Here is a 13379-nt window from a genome sequence, read left to right as displayed (position 1 = left end):
TCCCCTTCTGGCGCTGGCAGGGGGAGCGGGCCGAGAGGCTTATGGCCCTGGCTCCCCGGCTCCCCTGGCCTCCTGAGCGGGAGGAGGTAGGAGCCTTCCTTTCCCTTTTCCCCGAGCTTTTGCCCCTTCTCCCCGACCTCTTCCGCCGGGTCTCCCGCCTGGCCCCGCAAGACCCCGATTTCCGCCTCTTCCTCCAGGCCCAGCTCCTCATCGCCGCCCAGACGGAGGACCCCTACGCCCTCTACGCCGCCTTGGCCCTGGACCTGCCCCACCTGGGCCCCGTCCGGGTGCCGGGCGGGGTAGGGGCGGTGGCCCAGGTCCTGGCGAAGGGGTTGGACGTGCGCTACCGGGCCCGGGTCACCCGGCTCCTCCTGAGGGAGGGGCGGGCCTACGGGGTGGAGGTGGCCTATGGGGGCAGGCGACGGGGAGAGAAAGAAGCGGTCTTCGGGGATTTCTTCCTTCTCAACCTGCCCCCCGAGCCCCTCCTCGGCCTTCCCGAGCGCATCCCTAAGGACGGCTGGGGAGCGTTCGTCCTCTTTGGGGTCCTCCCCTTCCGCCCAGACCCCCCCTACTACCGGCAAAACGCCCGGGAGCGCCCTTTCCCCTTCCTCTCCCTCTTCCCGGAAGGGGAGAAAACGGTCTTCTCCCTCTCCCTTCACACCCCCCTGGCCCTTTGGGAGGGGCTCTCCCTAGAGGCATACCGGGCCCTCAAGGTCCGCTGGCAGGAAAGGGCCCTGGCCCTAGGGGAGACCCTCCTCCCGGGCCTTAGGGAGGCGGAGCTCCTCTTCGCCGCCACCCCCCGCACCTACCGCCGCTTCGCGGGGCGGGTTTGGGTGGGGGGGTACCCCCAGACCCACCCCTTCCGCTTCCCCCGGGTGCGCCTTTTGGCCAACGTCCTCCGGGTGGGGGAGGGGGTCTATCCGGGGCAGAGCGTGCCTGCCGCCGCCCTTTCCGGCCTACGGGCGGCGCGGCTTCTCCTCAAGGCCCTGGGCCTCGAGGCCTTCCAGGGGGGAGCGCCCGAGCCCCTCGGCCGGGGATGACCTTCCCTGGAAGGTCGGAGAGGTGAGGGGCAGGAGGCCTTCCACATACCCTAGGAGGGCCTTGGCGGTGTACCCGTGCCGCTCCGTGAGGAGGTCCAGATGGGTGAGGCCGGGGAGGACCTGGGCCCGGGCGGGGGTGTTGGGGAAGGTCTCTGCCAGGCGGAAGCCTTCCGAGTGGGTCACGAGCCCCCGCCCCGCTCCCAAGGCCAGAACAGGGTAGGGGAGGGTCCTTGGCTTCAAGTCCGGGGCCACGTGGGGGTAGCCCGCCACCTCCAGGAGGAGGCGGTAGGGGAAATACCATTCGGAGAAGCCGGTTTCGGGCCGGGCAAAAACCCGGAGGAAGGCCCGGGGATCGGTGGCCTCCCCAGTGTCCCGCCACTCCACCGCGCGGCCCCTAGGGCCCCGCACGGTGAAGACGAAGCGCCCCTGAAGAAGGCCCAGGAGGCTCAGGCCCTCCCGGGCCCAAGCCCGGCCTGCGCTCACGCTGAAGGTGGGGAAGAGGCTATAGTGGTCATCCACCCGCAGGAGGGCCCTGGCCTCCCGGGTGGCCCGGTAGGGGCCGTAGGGCACGGGTTCCAGGGGGCGCCGGGCTGCTAGAAAGGCTTCGGCTTCCGCCATGGCCAGGTCCTTGGGGGTGAGAAAGGGCAGGCGGAAAACGGGGTCAGCCTGGCCTCGGAGGAGGTCTTCCAGCCCGGGGAGGCGGCCCAAGGGGGTAACATACCCCCCTCTCTCCAGGACTTCCCGGGGAAGGGGTTGCGGCGGGAGGTCTCCGTCCAAGAGGATGAGGCCCTTTAGCTTCTCCCCGTGGCGGAAAGCGTAGAGGGTAGCAAGGCTCGCTCCCAGGGAGTGGCCCGCCAGGACCACGGGGGCCCTTTGCCGGGCGGCCTCCACTGCCAGGTCCAGGTCCTGTAGGTGTACCTCGAGGCCCCAAGAACGAAGAGGGGTAAGGTCCGGCTCAGGAAGGTTTTGGTAGTAGGCCATGGGATCTTGCGTGAGGAAACCCCCGCGATCCTCCAGGCCGTTGGCCCGCCGCTCCCAGGCCCAGACCTCCAGCCAGGGGGCCTCCCGCCTGAGGTGTTCCGCCATGAGGGCGAAGTTGGTGCTCCCCCCGAGGAGGCCTGGCACCAGGAGGAGCACGGCCCTGGGGGCCTGGGTCTCGTGGACCAGAAGGTAGCTGTGATCCAGCTCGGGCCAGCCCGTGGGCGCCCCGGGAAGGACCCGGTACTCCTGAGCCAAGGCTAAGGCGAGGCTGACGGCCAAAGCGGGGACGCGCATGAAAGCATCCTGCACTCGGAAGGCGTGGCGCATAGGGTTTGGGGCCACACGTTGTCCCATTCAAGCCTTCCAGGCAGGCCTCAGAGGTGCTGGGCGTCGTACTTGCCCCCCCAGCGGCGCACCTCCCCCGTCGGCGTGAGGAGGAAACTGTTGCGGTCGTCCCTTACTTGGCGCTTCAGTACCTTGAGAACCTGCCTTCTGGCTTCCTTATCCAGGACGGGGAAGAGGAGCTCAAAGCGGTTTTGGAAGTTTCTGGGCATGGCGTCGGCGCTGGTGAGGTAAACCCGGAGGTTTCCCCCGGCGCCGAAGGCTGCCACCCGAGCGTGCTCCAGAAAGCGTCCCACCAAGCTCTTGGCACGGAACCCGGGGTGCAGGCGGGTAAGGGTGCTCCGCACCAGGAGGTCCACCCTGGCCCCGGCTTCCGCTGCCTGGGCCAGGCCCTCGAGGACCTGCGGATCGGTGAGATGGTTGAGCTTGAGGAGAATGCGGCCCTTTGGGTGGCTTTCCCGGGCGATCTCTTCCAGGAGAAGCCTGCGGATGGCCTCTCCCGTGCGCAAGAGGGAAAGCTCGGGGACCTTTTCCTCCCGCATGGCCTGGAAGAAGGCCCACACCTCCTTCACCACCTCAAGACGGGCGGTGAAGAGGGAGAAGTCCGTGTACAGGCGGCCGTTTTGCGGGTTGTAGTTGCCCGTACCCAGGTGGGCGTAGCCCCGGCCGTCGTGGGTGAGGAGGAGGAGGGCCTTGGCGTGCACCTTGCGCTCGGGTAGGGGCAGCACCTCCACTCCCGCCCGCAGGAAACGCAGGTACCAGTGGAGGTTCAAGAGCTCGTCAAAGCGAGCCCGCCCTTCCAAGAGCACGTGCACCCGCTTCCCCGCCTTGGCGGCCTGCAGAAGGGCCTCTGCCAGGGGGTTTTCCTCCCCGATGCGGTAAAGTGTGGCCCAGACCTCTGCCACCTGCGGGGCCAGGGCCTCCTCTGCAAAGCGCTCCACGGCCCCGTAGTCCGCGAAGGGGTGGTAGAGGAGAAGATCCCCATCCTGGAGATGGGCCAGGGGGCGCTTCAAGAAGCGGCGCGGGCGCTCGGGCTTCCTTGGGGGAAAGCGCCATTCCTTGGGCCCTTCCGCTACCAGGCGCTCCACCAAACTCAGGTTCAAGGGGGGCGGCACGGCAAAAACCTCTTGGGGAAGAAGGTCCAGGGTTTGCCGCAAGGCCTTTAGCCAGGCCTCGGGGAAACCCTCCTCCACCACCAGGAGGGTGGGCGTTCCTTCCTGTCGCGCTTCCAAGGACTGGGCCAATTCGTCCCAGTCTGCCCGGGCCCGCTCGCTCTCCAGAAGCCTTAGTACCCGGAACTCATAAAGGGGTCCTTCCTCAGGCAGGAAGAGGTCCGCCCTGGCCCGCATCAGAGCCCCCAGGCGCACGTAGGCGCCCTCCTGCCCAGGTACGGGGAGGAGGCGGGGGAGGTCTTGGGGTAGGCGCACCAGGTGGGTTTCCGAGGCGAAGTAGAGCGCCCCATGAGAAACGTCAGCGGCAGCCTCCCAAGGGATCAGATCGGTCTTGGGGGCCACCACCTCCGCCAGGTAGACCCGGAAGTAAAGCCAGTCCTCTTCGTCCAGATCCTGGGGCTCCAGGACCTCGAGGCGGGGATGGGCCTCCCTTAGCAAAGCCTGATAGCGCTGGTAGGCCAGCCTGGCCTGGGCGTGGGCCTCCTCCAGCAAGGCCCGGTGGTCCTGGCTTCCCCGCTTTTCCCAAAAGGGCTTGGCGATGCGGGCGGCGAAGAACTCATCCAGGTTGCGGCTCCAGATGGCGAGAAAACGCATCCTCTCCAGAAGGGGGAAATCGGGCCTCTCCGTCTGCAGGAGGACCCGGCGGTTAAACTGTAGCCAGCTGGCCTCGGGTAGGAGGTGCATTTTGTTAAAGATTACGCCCGAAGAAGGTCAGAAGGTGGTCAAGCCCCGTTCCCTGGCCATCATGGACCTGGGCTCGGGCACCTTCCGCCTGGTGGTGTACGAATATGAGCCTGGCCTTTCCTTTCACCTGGCGGACGAGTTAAGGGAGCCTGTGGCCCTGGGGGAGGGGCTTGCCCGGGGACGGATCCACCCCCAGGCCTTGGAACGGGGAAAGAAGGCCCTTAGGGCCTTTGCCGATTTTCTCAGGGCGGTAACCCCGGACGAGGTGCGCATTCTGGCCACCAGCGCCATCCGGGATAGCGAAAACGGCGGGGAGATTCTGGAGGAGGCCCTGGCCTTGGGGCTTTCCCCAAAGCTCCTCTCCGGGGAGGAGGAGGCCCAGCTGGGGGTTGTGGCGGTGGCCAATGCCCTGCCCCTGGGGGTTAAGGGGGAGGCGCTGGTGGTGGACCAGGGTGGGGGTAGCGCCCAGGTTTCCCGGATGCAGGCGCGCCGCTTCCTTTGGGGCAGGGCCCTTCCCTTGGGGGCGTTGCGCCTCACAGAGGCCTTCTTGGTTTCCGACCCCCCTGCCAAGGCGGAGGTAAAGGCCCTGGAGCGGGCGGTGGCCTCTCACCTAAAGGCCCTGCCCCTGGCCCCCGGTCTGCCCCTGGTGGGCCTGGGGGGGAATGTCCGGGCGGTGGCCCGGTTGCACCAGAAAAGGCGGGGCTATCCCCTGGATTTCGTGCACGGCTACTACCTCCCCCGGGAGGGGGTGGAGGAGCTTTACCAGGACCTGCTGAGCCTCAGCGTGAAGGCCCGGTCGGAACTTCCCGGCCTCCAGCCGGACCGGGCCAAGACCCTTCCCGCCACCTTGGTGTTCCTCCGCACCCTCCTGCGCCACACCCGGGCCCCGGGCCTTTGGCTGAGCGGGATGGGGATCCGGGAAGGGGTTCTCTTCCAGTCCCTCTTGCCTCCACCCCACCTCCTCCCCGATCCCCGGGCCTTTGCCGTGGAGAACCTGTTCCGCCGCTACCCCTTTCGGGCGGACCACCGGGACCGGGTGAAGGCCTTGGCTTTGGCCCTGTACCGTGGCCTTTCCCCCTTGCACGGCTACGGCCCGGAGGAGGAGCGCCTTCTCCTGGAGGCCGCCCACCTTCACGACATCGGTATGCACCTGGGCTACCACGAGCACCACAAGCACGGGGCTTACCTGGTCCTCTCCGAGCCCCTTTTGGGCATGTCCCACCGGGAGCAGGCCCTCTTGGCCCTCCTGGTGCGCTACCACCGGCGGGGGAAACCCTCCTTGGAAGGTTACCGGGGCCTCATGGCCCGGGGAGACAGCAAGAGACTGCTGCGCCTGGCGAGCCTCCTCCGCCTGGCGGAGATGCTGGAGCGCACCCGTTCGGGTCGGGTGAAGGGGGTAGGGGTGGAGTTGGGGGAGAGGGTGCGCCTGACCCTGGAGGCGGGGGAGGACCCCTGGGTGGAACGCCTGGAGGCGGAGAAGCAAGGGGGGCTTTTCCAGGAGGCCTTCGGGCTTCCCCTCGAGGTGGTGTGGGGAAGATAATGTCCCTATGGAGCTCCTCCTGGTACGGCACGCCCTGGCCTTGCCTCCCGAGGGAGAGGGGGAGGAGGCGGACCACCTTCGTCCCTTGGCTCCCCGGGGGGTGCGGCGGTTCCGCAAGGTGGTGCGGGGCCTTCGGGGGCTTGGGGTTAAGCTGGATCTGATCGTCACCAGCCCCAAGCGACGGGCCCTGGAGACGGCGGAGATTCTGGCCGATCTTCTGGAAGGGGAGAGCTGGGTAAGCTCCCATCTGGCAGCCCCTCCCTCCGAGGCCCTCCTGGCGGAGCTCCCCAAGGAGGGCCGGTTGGCCGTGGTAGGGCATGAGCCTTACCTCTCGGAGCTTCTCGTTTGGCTACTCCTTGGGGACTTTCTGGGACAGTCTGCCCTGGGCAGCCTCGAGGACCGCTTCCCCCTCAAGAAGGGCGGGGTGGCCTGGCTGGAGGGGGAGCCCCGTCCCGGGGGGATGGTCCTGAGGGCCTTTTTCCCTCCCAAGGTTTTCCGGATATGAGGGATGCCCGGGCCTGGGTGGAGCACCTGCGGGCGCACCTACCCGTGGCCCTTTCCGGGAAGGACCCCGAGGGGGTCCACCAGGTGCGGGTGGCGGGGAGGCGGCTTAGGGTCTACCTGGACCTCCTGGGCTGGCGGGTTTTGCGGGACGACCTCCGCCGCCTGGTGCAGGGGGCGGGCCGGGTGCGGGACCTGGAGGTGGTCCTAGCGGGTCCTTGGGCTCTTCCCCAGGGCTTCCGCCGCTTCCTGGAAGGAGAGCTCCACCTGGCCCGGGAGGCTCTTTCTCCCCTCCTTGCCTCTCCCTGGACGGCGGCCCTCCTCGGGGCCCTGGAGGTCCTTCCGCCCTTGGAGGAGGGGCAAGCCCTTCGGGCCTTGGGGCGCCTCGAGGCCAAAGCAAAACGCCGCTGGAAAGCCCTGTCCCTCAATCCCTCGCCCGAAGCTCTCCACGCCTACCGCCGGGCCCTCCGGCGGGTGCGCTACGCCAAGGAGTTCTTAGGTCTCCCTAGCAGGCGAGAAAAGATCCTTCAGGAGGCCCTTGGAAACCTGCAGGATCTGGAGGTCCTCCTGGGCCTTTTGGAGGCTTTCCTCTCCCAGGGCGCAGACCGGGAAGTCCTAGCCCTCAAGGAGGCTCTGCTTGTTGAGCGGGAAAAGAATATGGCCGAGGCGCTAGAGCGTCTCGGCCTGGCCTAGCCCCCTTGCGGAGCCCTCAGAGGGAGCGCCGCAGGAGATCCTCCCAAACGGGGTTCAGGGCCACGGTTCCCAGCTCCTTCACCGTGGCCTGCTTGCCCTCCTTCACCGAGACCTGCCAGAGCCGCACCACCTTGGCGTTGAGGTCGGCGGTTACCGCATAGAGGTTCTCCTTAGCCGCCAGGTAGCGGGCAACCTCGGGGTCCTCCTGGGCCGCCCTTGCCACGAAGCCCGGGGCCCAGACCCGGAGGTGGAAGAAGATGGCCCCGCCGTAGTTCCCCTGGGCCAGGGACTTGAGGCTGTTCTTGGTGAGGGCGTAGTTCACCTCCGGGGTGGCCTGGCCGCCAAAGATGAGGGCCACCGCTTCCTCCTTGGGGGAGAGGGGACCTACCTCCTCTGGGCTGGCGAAGGGGGTCACCTGGAGGCGGCGGTTGCCTTCTAGGTCCAGGTACCCCGCCCCAATGGCCCCCACCAACGCGGCGCAGATGGAGGTGTTGTTGGTGAGGACGTGGACGCTTTTAAAGCCCAAAGGCCCCGCCATCACCTGGCCGAAGGCCTTGCCGGTGTAGGACCTGAGGGCGTAGTGCTCCCCTAGGGTGAGCCCCTGGGCCTCGGCAGCCCCGCCTACAGCCATGCTCATCAGCAATGCGGTCAGAATAGGTTTTTTCATCCTCTTCCCTCCTCGTCCCGGGGCGTTTGTCCCCAGCGACATGGATAGTATACAGGGGTATGGTATACAGATTGTCAAGAAACCAGGACACTTTCCATAGCTAACCGCAGGTGATCTTTGAGGGGGATGGCCTCGAGGCCGCGCTTGGCCTGGAGGGGCTCCAGGAATAGGGAACGCTCCTCCCGCCTGGCCCCATGGCTCCCGTTTCCCCCGTGCACCCGCACCCCCGTAGGTAACGGAAGGAAAGGCCTGCCCGGTAGGCCCTGAGCCACGGGTCCAGATGGACCTCGAGGCCCACCCCTTCGGGAAATGAAGGCTGCCCCTAGGCGCCTTGGGTCGGGGAGGGTCAGGAGGCCATGCCACCCCACGCGGATCCGGTCCGGAAGGTGGCATGGCCTCGAGGACCAGCTTCTCCCCTGGCAAGGGCCGGGGCGCCTTGCCCATGGCCTTTCTGTCAGGGGGCTTAGCTCTCGCAGGCCCGGCAGGAGAGGAGGAGGTCCCGGCTGTAGGCCTGAGCGGCGCTGGTGCTGAACTGGTAGTAAAGGGCCTTCAGGCCGCTCCGCCAGGCGTGCAGGTAGAGCTCGTTCACATCCTTGGGCGGGGCCTCGGGGTGGATCACCAGGTTAAGGGACTGGCCTTGATCGATGTGCTTCTGCCTCCCCGCCGCAAGGTTCACCAGGGTTTTCTGGGACACTTCGGCGAAGGTCTTAAATACGTCCTTCTCTTCGTCTGTGAGGAAGTCCAGGTGTTGCACGGAGCCGTTGTGCTCCAAGATGCTTCGCCAAACCTTTTCCTCATCCTTACCCTTTTCCCTCAGGAGCTCCTCCAGGAAGGGGTTCTTGAAGGGCACCCTGGCCTTTTGTAGGTCCTTCAGGTAGTAGTTGCTGGTGTAGGGCTCGATGGAAGGGGAAACCTGCCCCAGGATGAAGGAACTGGACTTCGTGGGGGCTACGGCCAACAAGGTGGCGTTCCGCCGTTCCATGACCTCGGCCAGCTCGTCCTCGGGATGGCGCGCCCGGAGCCAGCGGCTGGCCTCCTCCGCCTTTTCCCGGATGGTCTTGAAGATAAGGCTGTTGAGGTGGATGGCCTCCGGGCTCTCCAGGGGGATCCCCTTGGACTGGAGGTAGCTGTGCCAGCCCAGGACGCCGATGCCGATGGCCCGGTAGCGCCGGGTGAAGCGCACCGCCCGATCCATGTAGGGGATGCCCTCCGCCTTCAGGAGGAAGTCGTCCAGCACCGAGTCCAAAAAGACGGTTAGGGTCTCCACTGCATCCGTGTCCTTCCACTCGTCGAAGTGGAGGAGGTTCAGGGAGGAAAGGCAGCAGACGAAGCTCTCCTCGGGGTCCGAGGGGAGCATGATCTCGGTGCAAAGGTTGCTGGCGTGGATGGTCTTGCCGAGCTTTTTGAAGATCTCGGGGGCCTGGCGGTTGGCGTTGTCCCGGAAGAAGAGGTAGGGGATGCCCACCTCTGCCCGGCTCTTGAGGACCTGTGCCCAACGCTCTCGCTTTTCCCGGTCCCCGGCGACCATGGCCTCCAGCCAAGCGTCCCCCACCGAAACGCCCCAGAAGAGAGACTGAACGGGGGAGTTCTCCCGCTGGATCCTAAGCCACTCGGGGAAATCCGGGTGCTCCATAGGCAAGTAGGCGGCGCACTGGCCTCGGCGGGTGGAGCCCTGGTTGAAGACCTCGATGACTCGGTCGAAGAGGGAGGCGAAGGCATAGGAGCCGTTGCTCTCCCCGTTGTCCCGGATGGGGGCTCCCCGGGGCCTCAGCTCCCCCAGGTACACGGAGGTGCCCCCGCCCTGCTTGCTCATCATGCCGATCTCCGCCACCGCCCTCAGGATGGAGGCGGTGTCGTCCTCCACGTAGGTGCCGTAGCAGGAGATGGGAAGCCCCCGCCTGAGGCCGTAGTTGGCCCAGATGGGGGTGGCCAAGGAGTACCAACCCTTGGCCATGTAAGCCTGGAACTTCTGGGAGAAGCCCTCAATGCCCGTGAGCCGCTCGGCGTGGTCGGCGATCTGCTTCACCCTCTCCTCCACCGTTACCCCAGGGAGGAGGTAGCCCCGGCTCATGTAGAGCCGGGTCCACTCGTTGGCCCAGTACCAGGGCCGGTATTCCCGCTTGGTCTTGGTCATGTTGCGCCTCCTAAAAGAGCTCGTCCGGATCAAAGCTCTGCACCCGGCGGGCGTAGGCCACGCTCCGCTTGTTGAAAAAGTCCACCTCTTTGTCCGCGAATAGCTCCAGGTCAAACCACTCCGTGCCCTTCAGGGCCTCCTCCCGCACGGGGAAGGAGGCGGGGAGGCCGTGGAGGGAGAGGACCTGATTGTACCGCCACTTTAGGAACTCCCAAACCTCCTCCCTCTTCACCGCGGCCACGTCCCCTTGGACGAAGATCCAGTCCAGAAGGGCCTCTTCCGCCTGGAAAAAGCCCTGGGCCCTTTCCTGGGCTTCCTCGGCAAAGGGGGGCCCGAAGAGGTCGGGCCTTTCTTCCCTGAGGAGGCGGAGGAGCTCCACCCCAAAGAGGCCGTGGAGGTTTTCCTCCTTGCTGGTGGCCTCGATGGCGTTGGAGATCCCCTTGAACCAACCCAGGCGTTTGTTCAAGGCCATGAGCACGTAGAACTGGGAGAACAAGGAGACGTGCTCCGTGAAGGCGGAAAAGAGGAGGAGGGCCAAGGCGTAGTCCCTGAGGGTCCCCTTGCGGGCCACCTCCAGGGTCGAGGCCAGCTGGCGGTGCCGGTCCCTAAGGGCGGTTTCCTCGGCCACCGCCTGGACGAAGCGGTCCTCGAGGCCCAAAAGCCCCAGGAGGTGGGCGTAGGCGTTGGCGTGGCGCACCTCGCTTTCCGCGAAGGTCATCCCCACCTCCGCCACCTCTGGCTTGGGGAAGACCTCGTAGACCCGCGCCCAGAAGAGCTTCACGGAAAGCTCCACCTGGGCGATGGCGAGAAGAGAGCGCTCCACCAGGGAACGCTCCTCGGGGGAGGCCAGGGCGTAGTTCTGAAGATCCGCGGTATAGCTGAACTCCGTGTGGAGCCAGTAGCTGTGGCGGATGGCGTCCCGGAAGCGGAGAAGGCTTGGGTACTCGTAGGGGCGGTAGTGAGGTCTAGGTTCCGTCAGCATGCGGCCCTCCTTGTGAACTGCTCCAAAGCTCCCTTAGCCTTTGGGCGGCTTGCACCATGTTGCGGAGATTGGCCAGCGCTTCCTCGGATTTACGGGTTTTGAGGCCGCAGTCGGGGTTGATCCAGAGCCTCTCCGCAGGCAGGTGGCGAAGATAGGTTTGGAGACGAGCCAACATCTCCTCCACCGGAGCCTCCAAGGGGGAGTGGACGTCGAAGGCCCCGGGGCCCAGCTCCAAGGGCAGGCCGGATAGGGCCTCGAGGAAGCGCCCATCCTGTCTGGCTCCCTCAAGGCTCACCACATCCGGGTCCATGGCCTCCAGAAAGGGTCTTAAGGCGGCGTAGTCGGAATAGCACAGGTGCTGGTGCACCTGCACTCCAGGCTCCAGATCGCCCACCACCCGCAAGAAGGCTTCCCCCACCAAGGCCAGGTAGCCGGGGTGGTCCTCGGCCCGCAGGGGGAGTTTCTCCAGGAGGGCGGGCTCGTCCACCTGCACCACCCGGATGCCATGGGCGGCCACCTCCCTTACCTCTTCCCTCAGCGCCTCCGCCAGGGCCAAGACGGCCTCCCTAAAGCTCACCCTCTCGGGTAGGTAGCTCCAGGCTGCTAAGGTGATGGGCCCCGTGAGAATGGCTTTAACCGGCTTGTGGGTGAGGCTTTGGGCGTAGAGGGTTTCCCATAGGACCAAAGGCTCCCGGCGCCGGGGTGGGGCAAAGAGGATGGGGGGGCGCCAGATCCGGCTCCCGTAGGAGAGGACAAACCCCTTTTGGGTGGTGTAAAATCTCTCCAACCTTTCTGCGAAAAACTCCACCATGTCGCTCCTCTCGGGCTCCCCGTGGACCAACACGTCCAGGCCCAGCTCCTCCTGAAGACGGATGTTTTTCCGAATGGCCTCCTGGATTTCCTGCCTATAGGCGGCCTGGTCCAAATCCCCGGAGCGTAGCCGCTTCCTGAGGCTCCGGAGCTCCTTGGTCTGGGGGAAGCTCCCGATGGTGGTGGTGGGGAAAGGGGGGAGGCCTAGGTCCTTTTGGGCCTGCCTCCGCACCTCCCTGGGGGGCCTTGGAGGAGGTGGAGGGGGGAGGCTCTGGTCCCAGGTGGGGGGAGGAGTGTACCAGGCCTGGGCTTCTTCTGGGGCTTCCCCCCGGAGAAGGCCTTTGAGGAGGGCCAGTTCCCTTAGGCGCTCTTCCGCAAAGGCTAGCCGGCCTGCAAGTTCCGGCGGGAGGAGCTCCGCCACCTTCCAGGGCAGGTGGTATAGGGGGGCCTTGGGGGCCAGCCACACCTCGCGCCCTGCCTCCACCAGGGGGCCTAGGTCTTTGCGGAGGCGCAAGAGGTCCGTCCGCCACACGGAAAGCCCTTCTATCACCCCCAGGACCAAGGCCGTTCCCGAGGACACCTTTGGCCAAGGCGCTCCTGGCTCATACACCAGGCCCAGTCCCCTCAGGGGCAGGCCGGCCAGGGCCTCGGCCACCTGGGGCCTTAGGGGTAGGTAATAGGTGAGGAGGACCAAGGGAAACTGGGCCCCCAAGAGGCGGTAAGGCCTCAGGAGGTGGGGCAGGTCTTCCTGCGCCCCATCCAGGATCAAGGCGGGCTCCTGCAGGAGGACCGGTCTTCCCGAAGCCCCTTTCAGGAGTTCGGCATAGGCCTCCCCCAGGGCCTCCAGGTGGGCTTGGAGCTCTGTGGGGGAGGTGGGCGGGTTTTGCGCCAGCCGCACCAGGGTGTAGGGGCCGATGAGGGTGGGAAGCCCTTCCCCAGAATCCGCATCCCGGCCCACGGGGTAGGGGAACCAACCGGGCTGGGGCTCGTAGCGGGGTTTTTCCGGCAGCCGGGGTACCAGGTAGTGATAGTTGGTGCCGAACCACTTCCTTAAGGGAAGGGCTCCCTTGCCCCGGGCCAGGGCGTAGTAGGCCTCGAGTTCCCCCGCGGGCACCGCGTAGAGGCCCAAGGCCACCGCCAGGTCCAGCATGGGGTCGTAAAGGCTGAGCTCCCCTGTGGGGTGGAGGTCCACGGCCTCCCGATAGGCGGTTGCCCTTAGGCCCTCCAGCTCCTGCAAGCCCGCTAGGAGCTTTTCTTGCGAGAGGAGCCCCGACCAGAAACCCTCCAAGAGCCTTTTGTACTCCAGGTTAGGGCCCAGGCGGGGTAGACCAAAGCCCAGGGTGTGGATCATCCCTCCCCTCCCAAGGGGGGCACGGGAACGGGGCGCCCCCTTTCGTCCACCGCCACCAGCACGAAGCCCCCCCTGGCCGCCAGGTAGGCTTCTTTACCCGCTTCTATGGGCTCCACCCACATCTCCACCTCCACCCGCATGGAGGTGCGGCCCACCTCCACCACCTGGGCCTTGAGCTCCACGATGGAGCCCAAGGGCACCGGGCGCTTGAAGTCCACCGCATCCGAGTGGACGGTGACCACCTTGTGCCGGGCGTGGCGGGTGGCGGCCACGAAGGCCGCTTGGTCCATCCAGGCCAAGGCGGTACCGCCAAAAAGGGTTCCGTAATGGTTGGTTTCCCCAGGGAAAACGATATGCACCATGCGCGTTTCCTTCATGCGAAACTCCCCGCATCCTTCCCCCGAAGGGAAAACCCCCTTTTGTCAGGGAAGGGCAAACCCCTGTTGCCTTACGCCGATAGCCGCTTGGCCCCACGGCTCTGG

11 protein-coding genes are annotated in these 13379 nt (G+C 66.3%); 4 read left to right on the top strand and 7 right to left on the bottom strand.

The window, feature by feature from the left end:
• Positions 1–1040, top strand: a 1040-nt coding sequence (locus C2847_RS04750; protein ID WP_105317320.1) for a phytoene desaturase family protein, incomplete at its 5' end; no start/stop codon positions are given.
• Here the strand turns inward: C2847_RS04750 and C2847_RS04745 are convergent.
• Both C2847_RS04745 and C2847_RS04740 read right to left on the bottom strand, forming a co-directional pair.
• Positions 957–2315, bottom strand: coding sequence for an alpha/beta hydrolase (locus C2847_RS04745; protein WP_105317322.1), 1359 nt, complete (start codon positions 2313–2315; stop codon positions 957–959). The genes C2847_RS04750 and C2847_RS04745 overlap by 84 nt on opposite strands.
• A gap of 80 nt (positions 2316–2395) precedes the next feature.
• The gene (locus tag C2847_RS04740) at positions 2396–4219 is read right to left on the bottom strand and encodes a polyphosphate kinase (protein WP_105317319.1); all 1824 of its coding nucleotides are present in this window, start codon (positions 4217–4219) and stop codon (positions 2396–2398) included.
• A gap of 1 nt (position 4220) precedes the next feature.
• Here C2847_RS04740 and C2847_RS04735 point away from each other — a divergent pair, with 1 nt between their 5' ends.
• Genes C2847_RS04735 through C2847_RS04725 form a run of 3 tightly spaced genes read left to right on the top strand, consistent with a single transcriptional unit; the run spans position 4221 to position 6953 of the window.
• On the top strand, positions 4221–5759 hold the full coding sequence (locus C2847_RS04735; RefSeq protein ID WP_105317318.1) for a Ppx/GppA phosphatase family protein: 1539 nt from the start codon (positions 4221–4223) through the stop codon (positions 5757–5759).
• Positions 5760–5766: 7 nt separating this feature from the next.
• Entirely contained in the window at positions 5767–6264 is a 498-nt protein-coding gene (locus tag C2847_RS04730) for a SixA phosphatase family protein (RefSeq protein ID WP_105317317.1), read from the top strand.
• Entirely contained in the window at positions 6261–6953 is a 693-nt protein-coding gene (locus C2847_RS04725; RefSeq protein ID WP_105317316.1) for a CHAD domain-containing protein, read from the top strand. Before C2847_RS04730 ends, C2847_RS04725 begins: the two co-directional genes overlap by 4 nt.
• Before the next feature lie 16 nt (positions 6954–6969).
• Here C2847_RS04725 and C2847_RS04720 read toward each other — a convergent pair whose 3' ends face one another.
• From C2847_RS04720 to C2847_RS04695, 5 genes are all read right to left on the bottom strand, one after another.
• Complete coding sequence (locus tag C2847_RS04720; RefSeq protein ID WP_105317315.1) at positions 6970–7620, bottom strand: hypothetical protein; 651 nt, start codon at positions 7618–7620, stop codon at positions 6970–6972.
• A 463-nt stretch (positions 7621–8083) separates the two neighbouring features.
• Positions 8084–9754, bottom strand: coding sequence for a ribonucleoside-diphosphate reductase subunit alpha (locus C2847_RS04710; RefSeq protein ID WP_105317314.1), 1671 nt, complete (start codon positions 9752–9754; stop codon positions 8084–8086).
• Between the two features lie 10 nt (positions 9755–9764).
• Positions 9765–10736, bottom strand: a complete 972-nt coding sequence (locus C2847_RS04705) for a ribonucleotide-diphosphate reductase subunit beta (protein ID WP_105317313.1) — start codon at positions 10734–10736, stop codon at positions 9765–9767.
• On the bottom strand, positions 10720–12897 hold the full coding sequence (locus tag C2847_RS04700) for a 5-methyltetrahydropteroyltriglutamate--homocysteine S-methyltransferase (RefSeq protein ID WP_105317312.1): 2178 nt from the start codon (positions 12895–12897) through the stop codon (positions 10720–10722). Before C2847_RS04700 ends, C2847_RS04705 begins: the two co-directional genes overlap by 17 nt.
• Positions 12894–13274: an acyl-CoA thioesterase gene (locus C2847_RS04695; RefSeq protein ID WP_105317311.1), complete on the bottom strand. Its 381-nt coding sequence runs from the start codon at positions 13272–13274 to the stop codon at positions 12894–12896. The genes C2847_RS04700 and C2847_RS04695 overlap by 4 nt, the downstream gene beginning before the upstream one ends.
• Between the last annotated feature and the right edge of the window lie 105 nt (positions 13275–13379).

This window comes from Thermus tenuipuniceus, assembly GCF_002964845.1.
Taxonomy (GTDB): domain Bacteria; phylum Deinococcota; class Deinococci; order Deinococcales; family Thermaceae; genus Thermus; species Thermus tenuipuniceus.
The sequence above is the reverse complement of the archived record's forward strand: the minus strand, read 5'-3'. Positions and strand labels throughout refer to the sequence as shown.